At 62.9% G+C, this 12,836-nt stretch carries 20 protein-coding genes; 7 read left to right on the top strand and 13 right to left on the bottom strand.

Annotated elements, in window-relative coordinates:
* Positions 1 to 1,067, top strand: a 1,067-nt coding sequence (gene groEL, locus NKI61_RS19435; protein ID WP_352840302.1) for a chaperonin GroEL, incomplete at its 5' end; no start/stop codon positions are given.
* A 71-nt stretch (positions 1,068 to 1,138) separates the two neighbouring features.
* On the opposite strand, the gene NKI61_RS19430 is transcribed toward groEL, so the two are convergent.
* Positions 1,139 to 1,747 (bottom strand): TetR/AcrR family transcriptional regulator, encoded by a 609-nt coding sequence (locus NKI61_RS19430; RefSeq protein ID WP_023671514.1) that lies wholly within the window; start codon positions 1,745 to 1,747, stop codon positions 1,139 to 1,141.
* 99 nt (positions 1,748 to 1,846) lie between these two features.
* Between NKI61_RS19430 and NKI61_RS19425 the strand changes: the two genes are divergently transcribed.
* The 3 genes from NKI61_RS19425 to NKI61_RS19415 are packed head-to-tail and all read left to right on the top strand — an operon-like array spanning position 1,847 to position 3,752.
* Complete coding sequence (locus tag NKI61_RS19425) at positions 1,847 to 2,857, top strand: zinc-dependent alcohol dehydrogenase family protein (protein ID WP_023715199.1); 1,011 nt, start codon at positions 1,847 to 1,849, stop codon at positions 2,855 to 2,857.
* A gap of 41 nt (positions 2,858 to 2,898) precedes the next feature.
* Entirely contained in the window at positions 2,899 to 3,348 is a 450-nt protein-coding gene (locus NKI61_RS19420) for an OsmC family peroxiredoxin (RefSeq protein WP_023697708.1), read from the top strand.
* A 17-nt stretch (positions 3,349 to 3,365) separates the two neighbouring features.
* Positions 3,366 to 3,752, top strand: coding sequence for a nuclear transport factor 2 family protein (locus NKI61_RS19415; protein ID WP_352840301.1), 387 nt, complete (start codon positions 3,366 to 3,368; stop codon positions 3,750 to 3,752).
* A gap of 76 nt (positions 3,753 to 3,828) precedes the next feature.
* Here the strand turns inward: NKI61_RS19415 and NKI61_RS19410 are convergent, their stop codons facing one another.
* Together NKI61_RS19410 and NKI61_RS19405 are read right to left on the bottom strand one after the other, a co-directional pair.
* Positions 3,829 to 4,344 (bottom strand): OsmC family protein, encoded by a 516-nt coding sequence (locus tag NKI61_RS19410; protein WP_023671510.1) that lies wholly within the window; start codon positions 4,342 to 4,344, stop codon positions 3,829 to 3,831.
* Positions 4,345 to 4,400: 56 nt separating this feature from the next.
* Positions 4,401 to 4,826 (bottom strand): GFA family protein, encoded by a 426-nt coding sequence (locus NKI61_RS19405; RefSeq protein ID WP_352807226.1) that lies wholly within the window; start codon positions 4,824 to 4,826, stop codon positions 4,401 to 4,403.
* 182 nt (positions 4,827 to 5,008) lie between these two features.
* Here NKI61_RS19405 and NKI61_RS19400 point away from each other — a divergent pair, with 182 nt between their 5' ends.
* Complete coding sequence (locus tag NKI61_RS19400; protein ID WP_352840300.1) at positions 5,009 to 6,001, top strand: AraC family transcriptional regulator; 993 nt, start codon at positions 5,009 to 5,011, stop codon at positions 5,999 to 6,001.
* A 23-nt stretch (positions 6,002 to 6,024) separates the two neighbouring features.
* Here NKI61_RS19400 and NKI61_RS19395 read toward each other — a convergent pair whose 3' ends face one another.
* From NKI61_RS19395 to NKI61_RS19360, 8 genes are all read right to left on the bottom strand, one after another.
* The gene (locus NKI61_RS19395; RefSeq protein WP_023689918.1) at positions 6,025 to 6,636 is read right to left on the bottom strand and encodes a LysE family translocator; all 612 of its coding nucleotides are present in this window, start codon (positions 6,634 to 6,636) and stop codon (positions 6,025 to 6,027) included.
* 69 nt (positions 6,637 to 6,705) lie between these two features.
* Positions 6,706 to 7,086 carry a YkgJ family cysteine cluster protein gene (locus NKI61_RS19390; RefSeq protein ID WP_023715196.1) on the bottom strand — a complete coding sequence of 127 codons (381 nt, stop codon included), beginning with the start codon at positions 7,084 to 7,086 and terminating at the stop codon, positions 6,706 to 6,708.
* 4 nt (positions 7,087 to 7,090) lie between these two features.
* On the bottom strand, positions 7,091 to 7,255 hold the full coding sequence (locus tag NKI61_RS19385; protein WP_023821195.1) for a hypothetical protein: 165 nt from the start codon (positions 7,253 to 7,255) through the stop codon (positions 7,091 to 7,093).
* A 1-nt stretch (position 7,256) separates the two neighbouring features.
* Positions 7,257 to 7,664 carry a hypothetical protein gene (locus NKI61_RS19380; RefSeq protein WP_023821196.1) on the bottom strand — a complete coding sequence of 136 codons (408 nt, stop codon included), beginning with the start codon at positions 7,662 to 7,664 and terminating at the stop codon, positions 7,257 to 7,259.
* Complete coding sequence (locus NKI61_RS19375) at positions 7,664 to 7,888, bottom strand: hypothetical protein (RefSeq protein WP_023671503.1); 225 nt, start codon at positions 7,886 to 7,888, stop codon at positions 7,664 to 7,666. Before NKI61_RS19375 ends, NKI61_RS19380 begins: the two co-directional genes overlap by 1 nt.
* Positions 7,889 to 8,181: 293 nt before the next feature.
* Positions 8,182 to 8,391, bottom strand: a complete 210-nt coding sequence (locus NKI61_RS19370) for a cold-shock protein (RefSeq protein WP_023671502.1) — start codon at positions 8,389 to 8,391, stop codon at positions 8,182 to 8,184.
* Positions 8,392 to 8,857: 466 nt separating this feature from the next.
* Complete coding sequence (locus tag NKI61_RS19365; protein ID WP_023723612.1) at positions 8,858 to 9,187, bottom strand: YciI family protein; 330 nt, start codon at positions 9,185 to 9,187, stop codon at positions 8,858 to 8,860.
* 30 nt (positions 9,188 to 9,217) lie between these two features.
* Positions 9,218 to 9,871: a glutathione S-transferase family protein gene (locus NKI61_RS19360; RefSeq protein ID WP_023821198.1), complete on the bottom strand. Its 654-nt coding sequence runs from the start codon at positions 9,869 to 9,871 to the stop codon at positions 9,218 to 9,220.
* A 171-nt stretch (positions 9,872 to 10,042) separates the two neighbouring features.
* On the opposite strand from NKI61_RS19360, the gene NKI61_RS19355 reads away from it, so the two are divergent.
* Positions 10,043 to 10,222: a CsbD family protein gene (locus NKI61_RS19355; RefSeq protein WP_023671498.1), complete on the top strand. Its 180-nt coding sequence runs from the start codon at positions 10,043 to 10,045 to the stop codon at positions 10,220 to 10,222.
* Between the two features lie 50 nt (positions 10,223 to 10,272).
* On the opposite strand, the gene NKI61_RS19350 is transcribed toward NKI61_RS19355, so the two are convergent.
* Entirely contained in the window at positions 10,273 to 11,397 is a 1,125-nt protein-coding gene (locus NKI61_RS19350) for a metallophosphoesterase (protein ID WP_352840299.1), read from the bottom strand.
* A gap of 132 nt (positions 11,398 to 11,529) precedes the next feature.
* Here NKI61_RS19350 and NKI61_RS19345 point away from each other — a divergent pair, with 132 nt between their 5' ends.
* On the top strand, positions 11,530 to 12,123 hold the full coding sequence (locus tag NKI61_RS19345) for a hypothetical protein (protein ID WP_352840298.1): 594 nt from the start codon (positions 11,530 to 11,532) through the stop codon (positions 12,121 to 12,123).
* An 18-nt stretch (positions 12,124 to 12,141) separates the two neighbouring features.
* Here the strand turns inward: NKI61_RS19345 and NKI61_RS19340 are convergent, their stop codons facing one another.
* The gene (locus NKI61_RS19340; RefSeq protein ID WP_023747761.1) at positions 12,142 to 12,828 is read right to left on the bottom strand and encodes a TetR/AcrR family transcriptional regulator; all 687 of its coding nucleotides are present in this window, start codon (positions 12,826 to 12,828) and stop codon (positions 12,142 to 12,144) included.
* Positions 12,829 to 12,836: the final 8 nt, after the last annotated feature.

Genomic DNA, 12,836 nt, shown 5'->3' with positions numbered 1-12,836 from the left:
GCGGCTATCTCTCGCCCTACTTCGTCACCAACGCCGACAAGATGGTTGCCGAGCTCGAGGACGTCTACATCCTACTGCACGAGAAGAAGCTGTCCAACCTCCAGGCCATGCTGCCGGTTCTCGAAGCCGTCGTGCAGACCTCCAAGCCGCTGCTCATCATCTCGGAAGACGTCGAAGGCGAGGCTCTGGCCACGCTGGTCGTCAACAAGCTGCGTGGCGGCCTGAAGATCGCCGCCGTCAAGGCGCCGGGCTTCGGTGATCGCCGCAAGGCCATGCTGGAAGACATCGCCATCCTGACCGGTGGCCAGGTCATCTCGGAAGACCTCGGCATCAAGCTCGAGAACGTCGGCCTCAACATGCTCGGCCGCGCCAAGAAGGTGTCGATCTCCAAGGAGAACACCACCATCGTCGACGGCGCTGGCAAGAAGGCCGAGATCCAGGGCCGCGTTGCCCAGATCAAGCAGCAGATCGAAGAGACCACGTCGGACTACGACAAGGAGAAGCTGCAGGAACGTCTGGCGAAGCTCGCCGGCGGCGTTGCGGTGATCCGTGTCGGCGGCGCGACGGAAGTCGAAGTCAAGGAAAAGAAGGACCGCGTCGATGACGCCCTCAACGCGACCCGTGCGGCCGTGGAAGAAGGCATCGTTGCAGGCGGCGGCGTCGCTCTCCTGCGCGCTTCGGCCAACATCAAGGTCACCGGCGTCAATGCCGACCAGGCTGCCGGCATCAACATCGTTCGTCGTGCACTGCAGGCTCCGGCCCGTCAGATCGCTTCGAACGCAGGTGCTGAAGCTTCGATCGTCGCCGGCAAGATCCTCGACAACAAGGGCGCGACCTACGGCTACAACGCCCAGACCGGCGAGTATGGCGACATGATCGCCATGGGCATCGTCGACCCGGTCAAGGTCGTTCGCACCGCTCTCCAGGACGCGGCTTCGGTCGCCGGCCTGCTCGTCACCACCGAAGCCATGATCGCGGAGGCTCCCAAGAAGGAGTCGGCTGGCGGCGGCATGCCTGGCGGCATGGGCGGCGGCGGCATGGGCGGCATGGGCGGCATGGATTTCTAATCCAAGCTATCTGGCTTATGCATACGGAAAGGGCGCCGAGAGGCGCCCTTTTTATTTTGGAAAGCGGATGGTTAGGCGGCGCTGTCCGCCTGCCGCGCAACCTTGCCTGCAAGCACCGCCTGCTCGACAAGCGCCGCCACCTCGTCGGCCACCACCAGCACCGGTGCACGGTCGCGGGTGGCCCGCGCAATCACCATAAGCCCTTCCAGCGACGATTCGATCAGCAGCGCCAAAGCGTGCGCGCGGCGTTCGGGCACCCCTGCCCTGACGAAGGCCTGTCGCAGCAAGCCGATCCATTGCTCGAAAGCCGATCGGCAGAGTTCCGCCAGTTCCGGCACATCGGTGGGTGAATCCAGCACCACCGGCGCGATGGGGCAACCCAGCGAAAAATCATTGTCCTCCAGCATGCGCCCGACCGACTGGTAGATGTGATGGACGGCCACTGCAGGATCGCTCTCGGCTGCCAGTGCTTCGCCCAGCTTTTTCGTGACGTCGGCAACGCTGTTGCGCGTCACCTCGATGACCAGTTGGTCCTTGCCGCCCGGGAAATGAAAATAGAGCGAGCCGCGCGGCGCCCCGCTGGCGCCCAGAATGTCGTTGAGCGAGGTGCCGTGATAGCCGCGCTGCCTGAGCAACAGGCCTGTGGTCTCGAGTATGCGGGTGCGGGTGTCGTTGGCCATGTCAACCTCTGTCAGCAGTGACGCATTATAGGCCTTGCCAAGAATATGACAATCGGTCTATATAATATGTAGATCAGTCTATATATTAAGGAGAGTGACATGCGCAGCTACCGTCTTGGAGGGTTTGGTGGAACCGAATCCCTGGCGATGCGCGAGGAGGCGCGGACGGAACCGAAACCGCATGAGATCGTGGTGCGAGTCCGCGCCGCCTCGCTCAATCGGCGCGACACGATGATCCTTGGCGGCACCTATCCGTTGCCGCCGCGGCAAGGCATCGTGCCGCTGAGCGACGGCGCCGGTGACGTCGTCGCAATCGGCGATGCCGTTACCCGTTTTGCCGTCGGCGACCGCGTCACCGGCAGCTACTTCGCCCGCTGGATCGATGGCCGCATCAATGCCGGTCTGATCGACCAGCTCGGCTGTACGCTGGACGGCATGCTGACTGAGTTTGCCGTGCTCGACGAACAATGGGCGGCGCGACTGCCCGATCATCTGAGCTGGCACGAAGCGGCGACGCTGACCTGCGCCGGCGTGACGGCCTGGAACGCGGTGACCCGGACCCGGATTCCGAAGCCCGGTCAATGGGTTCTCACCATCGGTTCGGGTGGCGTTTCGCTGTTTGCTCTGCAGTTCGCCAAGTTGCTCGGCTGCCGGGTTGTCGCCATCACATCGCGCGCGGAGAAGGCCGACAGGCTGCGGGCGCTGGGCGCCGACCTCGTTGTCTCCAGCACCGACATACCGGAATGGGGCGGCTGGGCGCGCGAGCAGACAGGCGGAGTCGACCTCGTCGTCGAAACCGGCGGCCCGGCCACCTTCGCGCAGTCGCTGATTGCCAGCACGCTTTATGGACACATCGTGCTGCTGACGCTGCAGGACGCCAGTGGCAGATCGATCGAGATGCCGGCAGCGCTTTATCAGCGCAGCCTCGCCACCATCAGCCGCCTGTTCGTCGGCAGCCGCAGCAATCTTGAGGCCATGCTGCGCGCCGTGTCGCAGCATCGCCTCAAGCCCGTTATCGACAGGGTCTTCCCCTTTGCCGAAGCCCCCGAAGCGTACCGCCACTTCCAGCAGGGCGACGTGTTCGGGAAGGTTGTCATCGACTGCGCCTGACCCAATTGCCCGCTTTTCAACCCCGAATCAGGAGAACGACCATGACCATCCGTGAAGCTTCCGCAGAATGGCAAGGCACGCTGAAGGAAGGCGGCGGCCGTCTGCGGCTTGGCAGCGGCGTCTTCGAAGGCGCCTATTCCTTTCCGTCGCGGTTCGAGGACGGTCCGGGCACCAATCCCGAAGAGCTGATCGGGGCAGCACATGCCGGCTGCTTCTCGATGGCGCTGACCTTCATCCTCGGCCAGGAAGGCCACGTCGCCCGCACCATCCGCACCGTCGCCAAGGTGCATCTCGGCGCGACCGCCGCCGGGCCGACGATCACCCGCATCGAGCTCGAAACGGAAGCAGAGATTCCCGGCCTTCAGCCTGCCGAATTCCAGCGTATGGCGGAGACGGCGAAGACGACCTGCCTTGTCTCTCGCGCTTTGGCCGGCGTTACAACCATCACCCTCAAGGCCGAGCTGGCCGCCACCACTGCCACGGAACAATGAAAACCAGGAGGTATGAGATGAGCCAGGACAGCATCACGAGCATTCATCCGGGCGACCACTCTAGCCAGACGGCCGAGATCATGCGTCGCTTCAACGATGTGTTCCAGTTGCACGATCCGTCCGCGCTTGCCGAGTTGGTGGCGCGGGATTGCGTTATCGAAAACACCGTGCCGGCGCCGGACGGCGCCCGCCATGCCGGCAAAGAGGCATGCATTGACCTATGGTCGGCGATCGCCACCCAGCCCGGCACGCGCTTCGACCTCGACGAAACCTTCGTCGCCGGTGAACGGGCGACGATCCGCTGGCGCTACTTCATGGCCGACGGCAACTCCATCCGCGGCGTCAACCTGATGCGTGTCGCGGACGAGCTGATCGTCGAGGCGATGGGTTACGTCAAAGGATAGAAGCGTTGCCCGATACGGCACTCCCGTTCCCAGCCCGGAATCTCGCTCAAGTCGAGTTTCCGGGCCGGTTTTCTGGTCACTGGATGACGCGGTGCAGCTTCACCGTGGTGCTGGGACTGTTCTGGATGGTCTGGAAGATCACGCAATAGCGATCCGTGAGTTCGAGCAGTTGGTCGAGCTGGCTTTGGGGAGCGTCGGTGTCGATGTCGAACCGCAAGCGGATTTCCTTGAAGCCGACTGGAACACCCGCAGTCACGCCGAGCGTGCCGCGAAGATCGACGTCACCTTCCGCGGAAACTTCGGCGGACCTGATCGGAATTTCGAGCACGGCCGCCGCCGCGCGCATCGAGACACCGGCGCATGCGATCAGCGCCTCCAGCAGCATGTCGCCGGAGCACAGTTCCTGGCCGCTGCCCCCGGCCATCGGATGAATGCCGGCAAGCGCCAGCCCGCGTCCGGTCTCGACCTTGCAGGTCACGGTGGACGCGTCGGCGACGCCTTTGGCCTTCAAGGTGAGGAACGCGGCCTTCGCATCCCTGCGATAGAGATCCTTGATCGGCTCCTGCGTGGCGCGAAATGTTGCGATTTCCATGAACAATCTCCTGTCTTGAATTGTCGTTGTCAAAAATGGCGAGCAGTGGCCGGGCCTTATTCCGGCACCGCGATGCCGGAGCCGCCGAGCTCAGCCGGAAAGTCCCTGAGCTTGGGCAGCCCATCCTTCATCGGCAGCACGGTCTCAGCGTAGTTGACGTGAACCCCAGGCGTGAATTTCACGCCCGGTATCGTTGCCGCATAGACATCGACCAGGCCGAGCGGCGGATGATCGGTCATCAGATGACCACCGCATTTCGTGCAGAACTGGCGATCGCTCATTTCGGTCTTCTCGAATCCGGACAGGAACTCCGCGCCCTTGGTGACCTTGACGTTCTGAGGCTTCCACAGCGTGAAGGCGTTCACGGGAGACGCCGACCACGATCGACAAGAACCGCAATGGCAATAGCCCATTGCCTCGGCGGCTCCGTGCACTTCGATTTCCACGGCGCCGCAAAAACACCCGCCCTTATGTACCGTCATGACTTTTGTCCCTGGTTGGTTTCGACAGCACTCAGCGCCCACTCTCGGCAGCGCTTGAGCACCGGTGCAGGTTTAGGAGTTCTGGCCGCGAACTGAATGATACGGCGTCCGCCTCGCTTGACAGCGCGTCCGGAACTCGAAAGTGATGGCTCACCGGCTAGCCGGGTGCGGGACGAAACGGAATGGCCGGGGATGCTCTGTCTAACCTGTTGAGGACGGTACGCCTTACCGGCGCGACGTTTTTTGACATTGAGGGCCACGAGCCGTGGGCCGTCTGCTCGCCGGCGCCATCGTCCATCCTGCCGAAGATCCTGCCCGGTGCGGACCATCTGATCTCCTACCATGTGGTAACGGCCGGTCGCTGCTTCGCGCGCATCGTCGGCCAGGAAGCGATCGCGCTGGAGGCAGGCGAAGTCGTCGTCTTCACCAGGAGCGACCCGCATATTATGTCCAGCAATCCGGCGCTGCGCGCCGATCCGCCGACAGCCGACGTTCTCGACATCGCAACAGCCGGCCGGATGCCGTTTTACATCAACTGCGCCGGCGACGGCGCGACCTCGGCCAGGCTGGTTTGCGGCTATCTCGCCTGTGATGCACAGCCTTTCAATCCACTGCTCGAGGCTTTGCCGCCGGTGATCAAGGCCGGAGATGCCAAAGGCGATGGCGGCTGGCTCAGCCAGTTCATCAACCTGGCTGTCACGGAGGTGGCGCAAAAGCGCGCAGGCAGTGAAACGGTGCTCACCAAACTGAGCGAACTGATGTTTGTCGACGTGTTGCGCCGTTACTTGGAATCGCTGCCGCCACAAACCACGGGATGGCTGGCTGGCCTGCGCGATCCGCACCTGGCGAGGGCACTGGCGCTGATCCACGACCGGCCGGCGCATAACTGGACGGTGGAGGCGCTGGCGAAGGACTCCGCGCTGTCGCGCAGCGTGCTCGCCGAACGCTTCACCAGGCTGGTCGGCATGCCGCCAATGCATTATCTCGCCAAATGGCGCATGCAGATCGCCTCGGAGCTGCTCAGCGCCGGCTCCAGCAACATGGCCAGCATCGCCGCTGAAATCGGCTACGAATCCGAGGCAGCGTTCAGCCGCGCCTTCAAGAAGATGATCGGCCTTCCTCCCTCGGCCTGGCGTCTAGGCATCCGGACCGGATCCGGAACCGACGAAGAGTAGGCCGAGGCCTGGCAGCTCCTGTTCTATCGATCAGCCAGCGCCAGCTTGGCGCCGAGCATGACAAAGGCGCCGGCGAAGGTGCGGCGCATCCAGGTCAGCACCATCGGCCGCGACACGACATGGCTGCGGATCGAGGCGGCAAAGATGCCGTAAGCGACGAAGACGACGAAGGTCAGCAGCATGAAGACGCTCGAGAGCTCCAGCATCTTGGCAAATGCGTTCGGTTCGGTGGTGCTGACGAATTGCGGCAGGAAGGCAAAGAAGAAGATCGACAGCTTCGGGTTCAGGATGTTGATCAGGATACCGGAGGTGATGACCTTGGCTGCCGAGCGGGGTGCCGCGTTTTCATCGACGCTCAGGCCGCCCTTCTCCTTCAGCGTGTTCCAGGCCATGTAGAGGAGATAGGCGACGCCGAGATATTTCAGCGTCTCGAAGGCGACAGCACTTGTGTGCAGCAGCGCCGCCAGGCCGGTGATGGCGGCGGCCATATGCGGGATGATGCCAAGCGTGCAGCCGAATGCAGCAGTGATCGAGGCGCGCGCGCCTCGCGAAAGCCCGGCGCTCAGCGTGTAGAGAACGCCGGTGCCGGGCGAAGCTACAACGATCAGCGACGTCAACAGAAATTCGATGCTCATGATTCCTCCGACGCCCTGCCCGTGGTCGAAGCTATCGGGGGATGTGGGATGAGGCAAGGTGGGCGTCGGCTAGATCGTTGGCATCCCGTGCGCCTTGCGCGCCATCAGGCAATCGTCGCCGCCAGGCATGCAGGCGTGGCAGACGTCCGGGCGGATCTCGTAGATGCCGCAGGCCGTGTGCTTGCCGATCTCGCCCGTAAGCGCCGAACAGCGCACGCCCTCGCAGCGCATGCCGGACAGGTCGGCGGACACGAACTTTTCCGGAATCCGGTCAAGTTGCGCATCGTCCTCGGTCGAGAAGCGCGGCCATTCGGCCGAGTAGGAGCAGCAGGCGCCGCAGCTCTGGCAATCGAAAACCGGCTGGTCGTCCTGTTTTGACGACCGGATATCCCTGGCGGCCAACGCGACCAGCCCAGGCGCTGCGAGATTGCGATCGGCTTGGTGCGGCAAGGCGCTATTTCTTCTTGCCTGCCTTGCCCTTGGGCGTGGCGGCTGGCGCCTCGAACAGATCGGTCGCCGACGGTTCGGCGGCCTTCGGCGTGGCAGCGGGCTTGGCCTGCTTTGCAGTGGCAGCAGCCGGCGCTGCCGGCTGGTCCTTGGTGGAAAACTTTATGGCCATGTCAGTCCTCGTCGGAAAAGCGGGATGATGGTGCGCGCGGATTGCGCAAGCGGCCGATCAGCGCCGAGACCGCTGTGATGTTCATTTCCTCGGGCGACCAGTTCCTCGCCTCGGCAATGTGGTGCGCCGCCAGTTCGCGATGCGTGCTGCCGCTATAGGCGGCATCCTGGTAGGTCACGCGCTCCTGGGTCTTTTTGTCCTCGCGGACATATTCGACCAGATAGTTCGGGGCTTCGGCACGGCCGCGCACGCCGACGCGCACCTGGGCATCGCCATGCGCGCGCTTGCAGCGCTCGAGCTTTTCCAGCACACGGCGGACATATTCGATCGGCTTGTCCAGGCCCGGGACCATGGACGCTATGGTCGCATCGGCATCGATCGGCGTCGGCGGTACGCGCTTGGTGGCCATCAGCGTTTGCCTGCCCGCTTCGGCAGCGCCGCAAGGGCTGCGGCCGCTGCCATGTCGTCGGCTTCCTTTTCCTTGCGCAGTTCGCGCAAGCGCGCGGTCTTGGCTTCGCGCGCCTCGCTGACGGCATCACGCTCGGACAGGATGCGGTTGAGTGACATCGACTGGGTTTGCGTCTTGCTGAACAGCGAGCCGGCCTGGTCGGCGGTCTTGGATTGAGTGGTCAAAACTTTCTCCTGTCGGGAGCCTGGTGCCGATAGAGCGAGAGCGGCCTTCGATTACGACCAAAGCAATACGGCAGCGGGGCAGTATGGGCGGTTCAGATTGCTGGAGCGTCCCTTAGCACGTTCCGGCCGGCGTGCGGCGCACTTTTAGCGACATGACGCACAAAATGAAAAAGGCCAGGCACCGCCTGACCTTCCATGAAAGCGCCGCGCATCCAGTTGGATGCGCAAGGCGCTCCTTTCAGCCTTTCATCGGTGCCAGTACATCCGTGGTCACCGGAAGGCCGAATTCCTTATCAGGCCGCCTTCAACTGGTCGGCGGACATCTTGCCCGACTTGTTGTCGCGGGTCATCTCGTAGCCGAGCTTCTGACCCTCGACGATGTCACGCATGCCGGCGCGCTCTACGGCCGAGATGTGGACAAAAACGTCGGCGGAGCCGTCGTCAGGCTGAATAAAACCAAAACCTTTGGTGGCGTTGAACCATTTCACTGTGCCGGTGGCCATGAAGAACCCTTTCCCTGGCAAATATTCGTTCACCATCGTGCGACTGCACAACAGCGTTTTGTCTCGATTTTTGATGGGGAAGTTCGTCAAAGGCGCGCATGCATGCGCGGATAACAAAAGTCGGTCAAACAAATATCGACATATTTCTTATAGACTTCTCTTAGCGCCGAGTCAATTTCTGGTTTGGCCGCAGCCCAAATTCAACCTGAGGATGCCTGAGGCATAAGCCTCAACTGACGAGGTGGCGGAGCGCAAGGCGTTCCCAAAAAATATTCCACGCCCCGGAACCAATCTCAAGCCGGCGCATTTCCGTGGTGTCAGCAATTCAGAGAGCAATCTCGGTAATGCTGGCAAAAGGACGCCTCCCGCACATTAAACGGTGCGAGAGGCGTTCTTGTATGTGCCGTTGTCTGACACAATTCCCAAGGGAAAACGTTTGCACACTTTTCCTTAAACTTACGCTCGCCTACAGGATCGCGCTGATCAGCGGCAGGATCTCGTAGCGGAAACCGCGGCCGGAGCTCGACACCGGATCGCCGTCGGTGACCGCTCTTGCCTCGGCTTCGCTGCCGACACGCAGGATCAGCAGACCCCAAGGGCCGGCCGGGTCGGCGACCGGCCCGGCGAGGATCATGGTGCCCTCGGCAAGCTTGCCGCGCAGATAGTCGGCATGCCGGCCCATCAACTCCCTCTCCTCCTCCGTCAGGGTGAAGGCGAAGTCCGGCCGAGGCGGGATCAGCCGGCAGTGGAAGATTGTTGGCGCGGTAGTCTCACGCGGTCCATCATTGCTGGCCATCGGTCACTCACGGTGATGTCATTAGTGGTCCTATTCGTCCGGGCCGGGTTCCGGCCAAGTCTCCTTCGCCGCTTCCGCATACCAGTGCCGCATCGCCGGCGTTGCCAACACGGCGTCGACATAGGCGCGCGTGTCGGGCGCGAGTTCGCCGCCATAGGTGTCGAAGCGGGTGACGACAGGTGCATACATGGCATCGGCCGCGGTGAAATGACCGAACAGGAAGGGGCCGCCCTTGCCGTATTGTTCCCGGCACTGGCGCCAGATCGTTTCGATGCGCGCGCGCTGCATTTCGCCTTCGGCGTCGAGCGGCTTGTGGGCCTTCGGCCGGCGCAAATTCATCGGCCAGCCATAGCGCACCTCGCGAAAGCCGGAATGCATCTCGGTCGCCACCGAGCGAGCCAAGGCGCGGGCGCCGATATCCTGCGGCCAAAGTTTTTTCTCCGGAAACAGGTCGGCAAGATATTCAAGGATGGCAAGGGTTTCCCAGACGATCCTGCCATTGTGATTCAACACTGGCACAAGGCCGGTGGGCGAGACTTTCGCCAGAGCGGCAAAGGTCTCGGGCGTGCGCAGGCGCACGAAACCTTCCTCGAACGGGATCTCCAGATGCTTCATCGCCACCCATGGCCTCAGCGACCAGGACGAAAAGCACTTGTTGGCGATGATGAGCGTAAATTCAGCCAAGGCGGTCTCCCCAAAATTTCGTCACACTAGTCACACGATACGACGCGGCAAAGCGTTTCGGCGACCATATAAGCGACCAGATGCGACGATGATCGCCGCCCAGGGAACCTAAGCCAAGCCGGCCCGTTTGCCTCCTGCGAATGAATCCCCGGAATCCCAGGAGATGCAAAGATGGTGAACAAGGATCAGGTTGCCGGCGTGGCCAAGCAGGTCAAGGGCTCGGTCAAGGAAGCCGGCGGCAAGGCGACCGGCAACAGGCAGACCCAGGCCGAAGGCACGGCCGACAAGACCGCCGGCAAGGTGCAGAAGGTCTATGGCGACGTGAAGGACAAGATCAAAAAGGCGCTCTGATTCGATCTTGCAGGCAATGAGGAAGGCGGCTCAAGACCGCCTTTTTCTTGTCAGAGGCTGAGGCTCTTGCTGAAGGCGCTGGTGAACTTGACCCCGCCCTGGTCGCCGGCCGCCTCGCCCAGCACTACGTCCATGCTGTCCCCGGTTACCCTCACCAGCGCGAAGCCGCCCATATAGGCGGCCTTCGGCTTGAACAGGTCGAGGCCATCGCTTTTGTAGATCATCGGCACTTCGTGCTGATGGCCATGGAAGATGGCGATGACATTGTAGCCCTTCAGCGCCCCCAGCAGCGCCTGGCGGTCGGCCTCGCTCCACCAATGCGGCGCGCCTGCGCCGTCATCGTCATAGGTGCGCTTGGCCGGATCCCAGCGCTCGACCGAGAAAGTGTCCCAGCCATAGTGCTGGAACAGGATGACGGGACGGCCATCCGCCGCGTAGATCGCCAGATCCTGCTTCAGCCACGGCAGGCTGCTCACCGCGCCATGGCCGGTGTCGCCGGCAAAGCGGTGAGTCTGGACGAGATGCAGGCCGCCCCAGTCCCAGGAATAGCAGTCGGTGTCGACATCGTATTCGGTGGCCGGCACCGGCGGCTTGAAGAACACGCCGGGGCGGTGGTTGATCTCGACATAGTCGCGCAATTCACGCCGGTACCAGTCGACATGGGGCGGCGAGCCGTTCTGGTCGAGATCGTGATTGCCGAGCCCGACATAGACCGGCATGTGCACGCGATCGGGGCCGACGCCCTGTTGATAGCGCTGGCTGAACTGCAAAAGCTGCGTGCCTTCGCTGGGCTCGGTGATCTGGCCGCCGCCATCGTCGGTGATGTCGCCGCCGACGACGAGGCCGAGCGGCGCGCCGATGCGGCTGCCGGCCGAATGCAGGCCAGTGGCGACGCCGTCGATCTCGGCCGGCCATTGCCGGTCGGCGAGGCCGTTGAGAGCGGCGACATTGCGCAGCAAGGCGGCGTCGGTCTTGCCTTCCTCCAGGCAGTTGGGGCTGAGGCCGCTCGACATGCGGCAGGCATGGACGTCGGCGATGAACAGAAAGGTGGCGTCGATGGGCTGGATGCGCTTGCCGGTCTGGCCAAGCGCGGCGCGCGGCAGCATGCCAGCCATGGTAAGGCCGGCTGCCTGTGCGAGGAAATTGCGACGGGAGAGGACGAGCTTGCGATTCATGACCTGAAATTCAGCACAGCCGGCGCCCCACCGTCCAGTTGCCAGGAATGGCAGGTCGACACGGCACTGTGGCTCTGGCATTTCTTGGGTCATGCTGGCGCGTAGCAAATACAAGCAGAGGGGGAGGATTTCATGAGAGCCGTTTCGATAGGCGTGGTGCTGGCTGGGTTGCTACCGGCGGCTGCGGTGCATGCCGCCGATTGTGTCGACGCAAAATCGGCCAAGGCCGGCTTCGTTCTGGAAATGCCTGGCGTCCGCAGCGAGTTTCGGCCGGTGGCCGGCGGCATGGTGTCCGTCGCCAACAACTACGAATCGCAATCGCCGCAGACACAGTTCCTGTTTGCCGGCCTGGTCGAAGTGTTTCGCGACAGCGATACCGGACGGGTGGCGACGATTCCGTTTTCCGATCTGCGAAAACTGTTTCCGCTGAAGACGGGAGCCAAGAGCACGATCGAATTCGTCGAGCTGTCGCCGAACAAGCGGCCGAAGAGCACCAAGACGCTGAGCCTGGTCGTCAAGGGCAAGGAGACGTTCAGTGTCGGCGGCTGCAAATACAACGTGCTGGCCGTCACGGAGACCTTCAAGAACGGCGCCGGCGAGACGCTGGACACATTCACCGCGCTTTATGCTCCCGATCTGCAAGCGTCTCTCGCCCGGCGCTACGACGAAGGGACCAGCGCGGAATCGGTGAACGGTTACGAGACGATCAAGCCGCTTTCCAACTAGAACAGCGCAGTTCCGGCCTCAAGGTTTTCCCGGCCGCAGCAGGATCCTGCGACGCCGCTTCGCTCTGCTCGGGAATGGCGGCGTTGAGCTACCCTGAAGTTCGGCCAGGCAATCGCGCAGCACGCTGGCATCCTGTGCCGCCTTGGCCATCGACATGGCGCCGGAATAGGCGGCGATGGCGAGTGCCGCAAAGCGCTCGGGGTCGGTGCCCTGCTCCCTCCCCGACTGCTGGTCGGCTCGCACCTTGTCGGCAACCGCCTGACGCCATCCGGCAAAGATATCGTCCAGAGCGGCGCGGAAATCCGGGTCAGCGAGCGACAGTTCATGCGCCAGATTGTTAAGCGGGCAGCCGCGCACGAAGCCTTGCTGCTCAAGCTCGGTCGCCACCGCCTCGAACACCGCGCGCACGCCTTCGCGCGCCGAGCCTGCCGCCCGTACAGGGTTGATCCAGGTTTCATCGAGGGCCGCTGCCACGCGCTCCTCGATCACCGCCAGAGCGAGCGCCTTCTTGGTCGGGAAATGATGATGCAGCGCGCCGCCGCTGACGCCTGCGGTCGTCATCAACTCGCCAAGAGCGGATGCATGATAGCCACGCGCCTGGAACGACGCTTCCGCGACATCGAGCACCTTGTTGCGCAGCCCTTCGGGATCGTTGGTGCGTTTTCGCGGCGGCCCTTTCGGAGCCCGAGCAATCTCTGCTGACATTTGCCAAC

The sequence above is a fragment of the Mesorhizobium sp. M0514 genome (assembly GCF_040321145.1).
Classification (GTDB): Bacteria; Pseudomonadota; Alphaproteobacteria; order Rhizobiales; family Rhizobiaceae; genus Mesorhizobium.
Note: the sequence above shows the minus strand (reverse complement) of the source record. Positions and strands in the feature narration are given on the sequence as shown.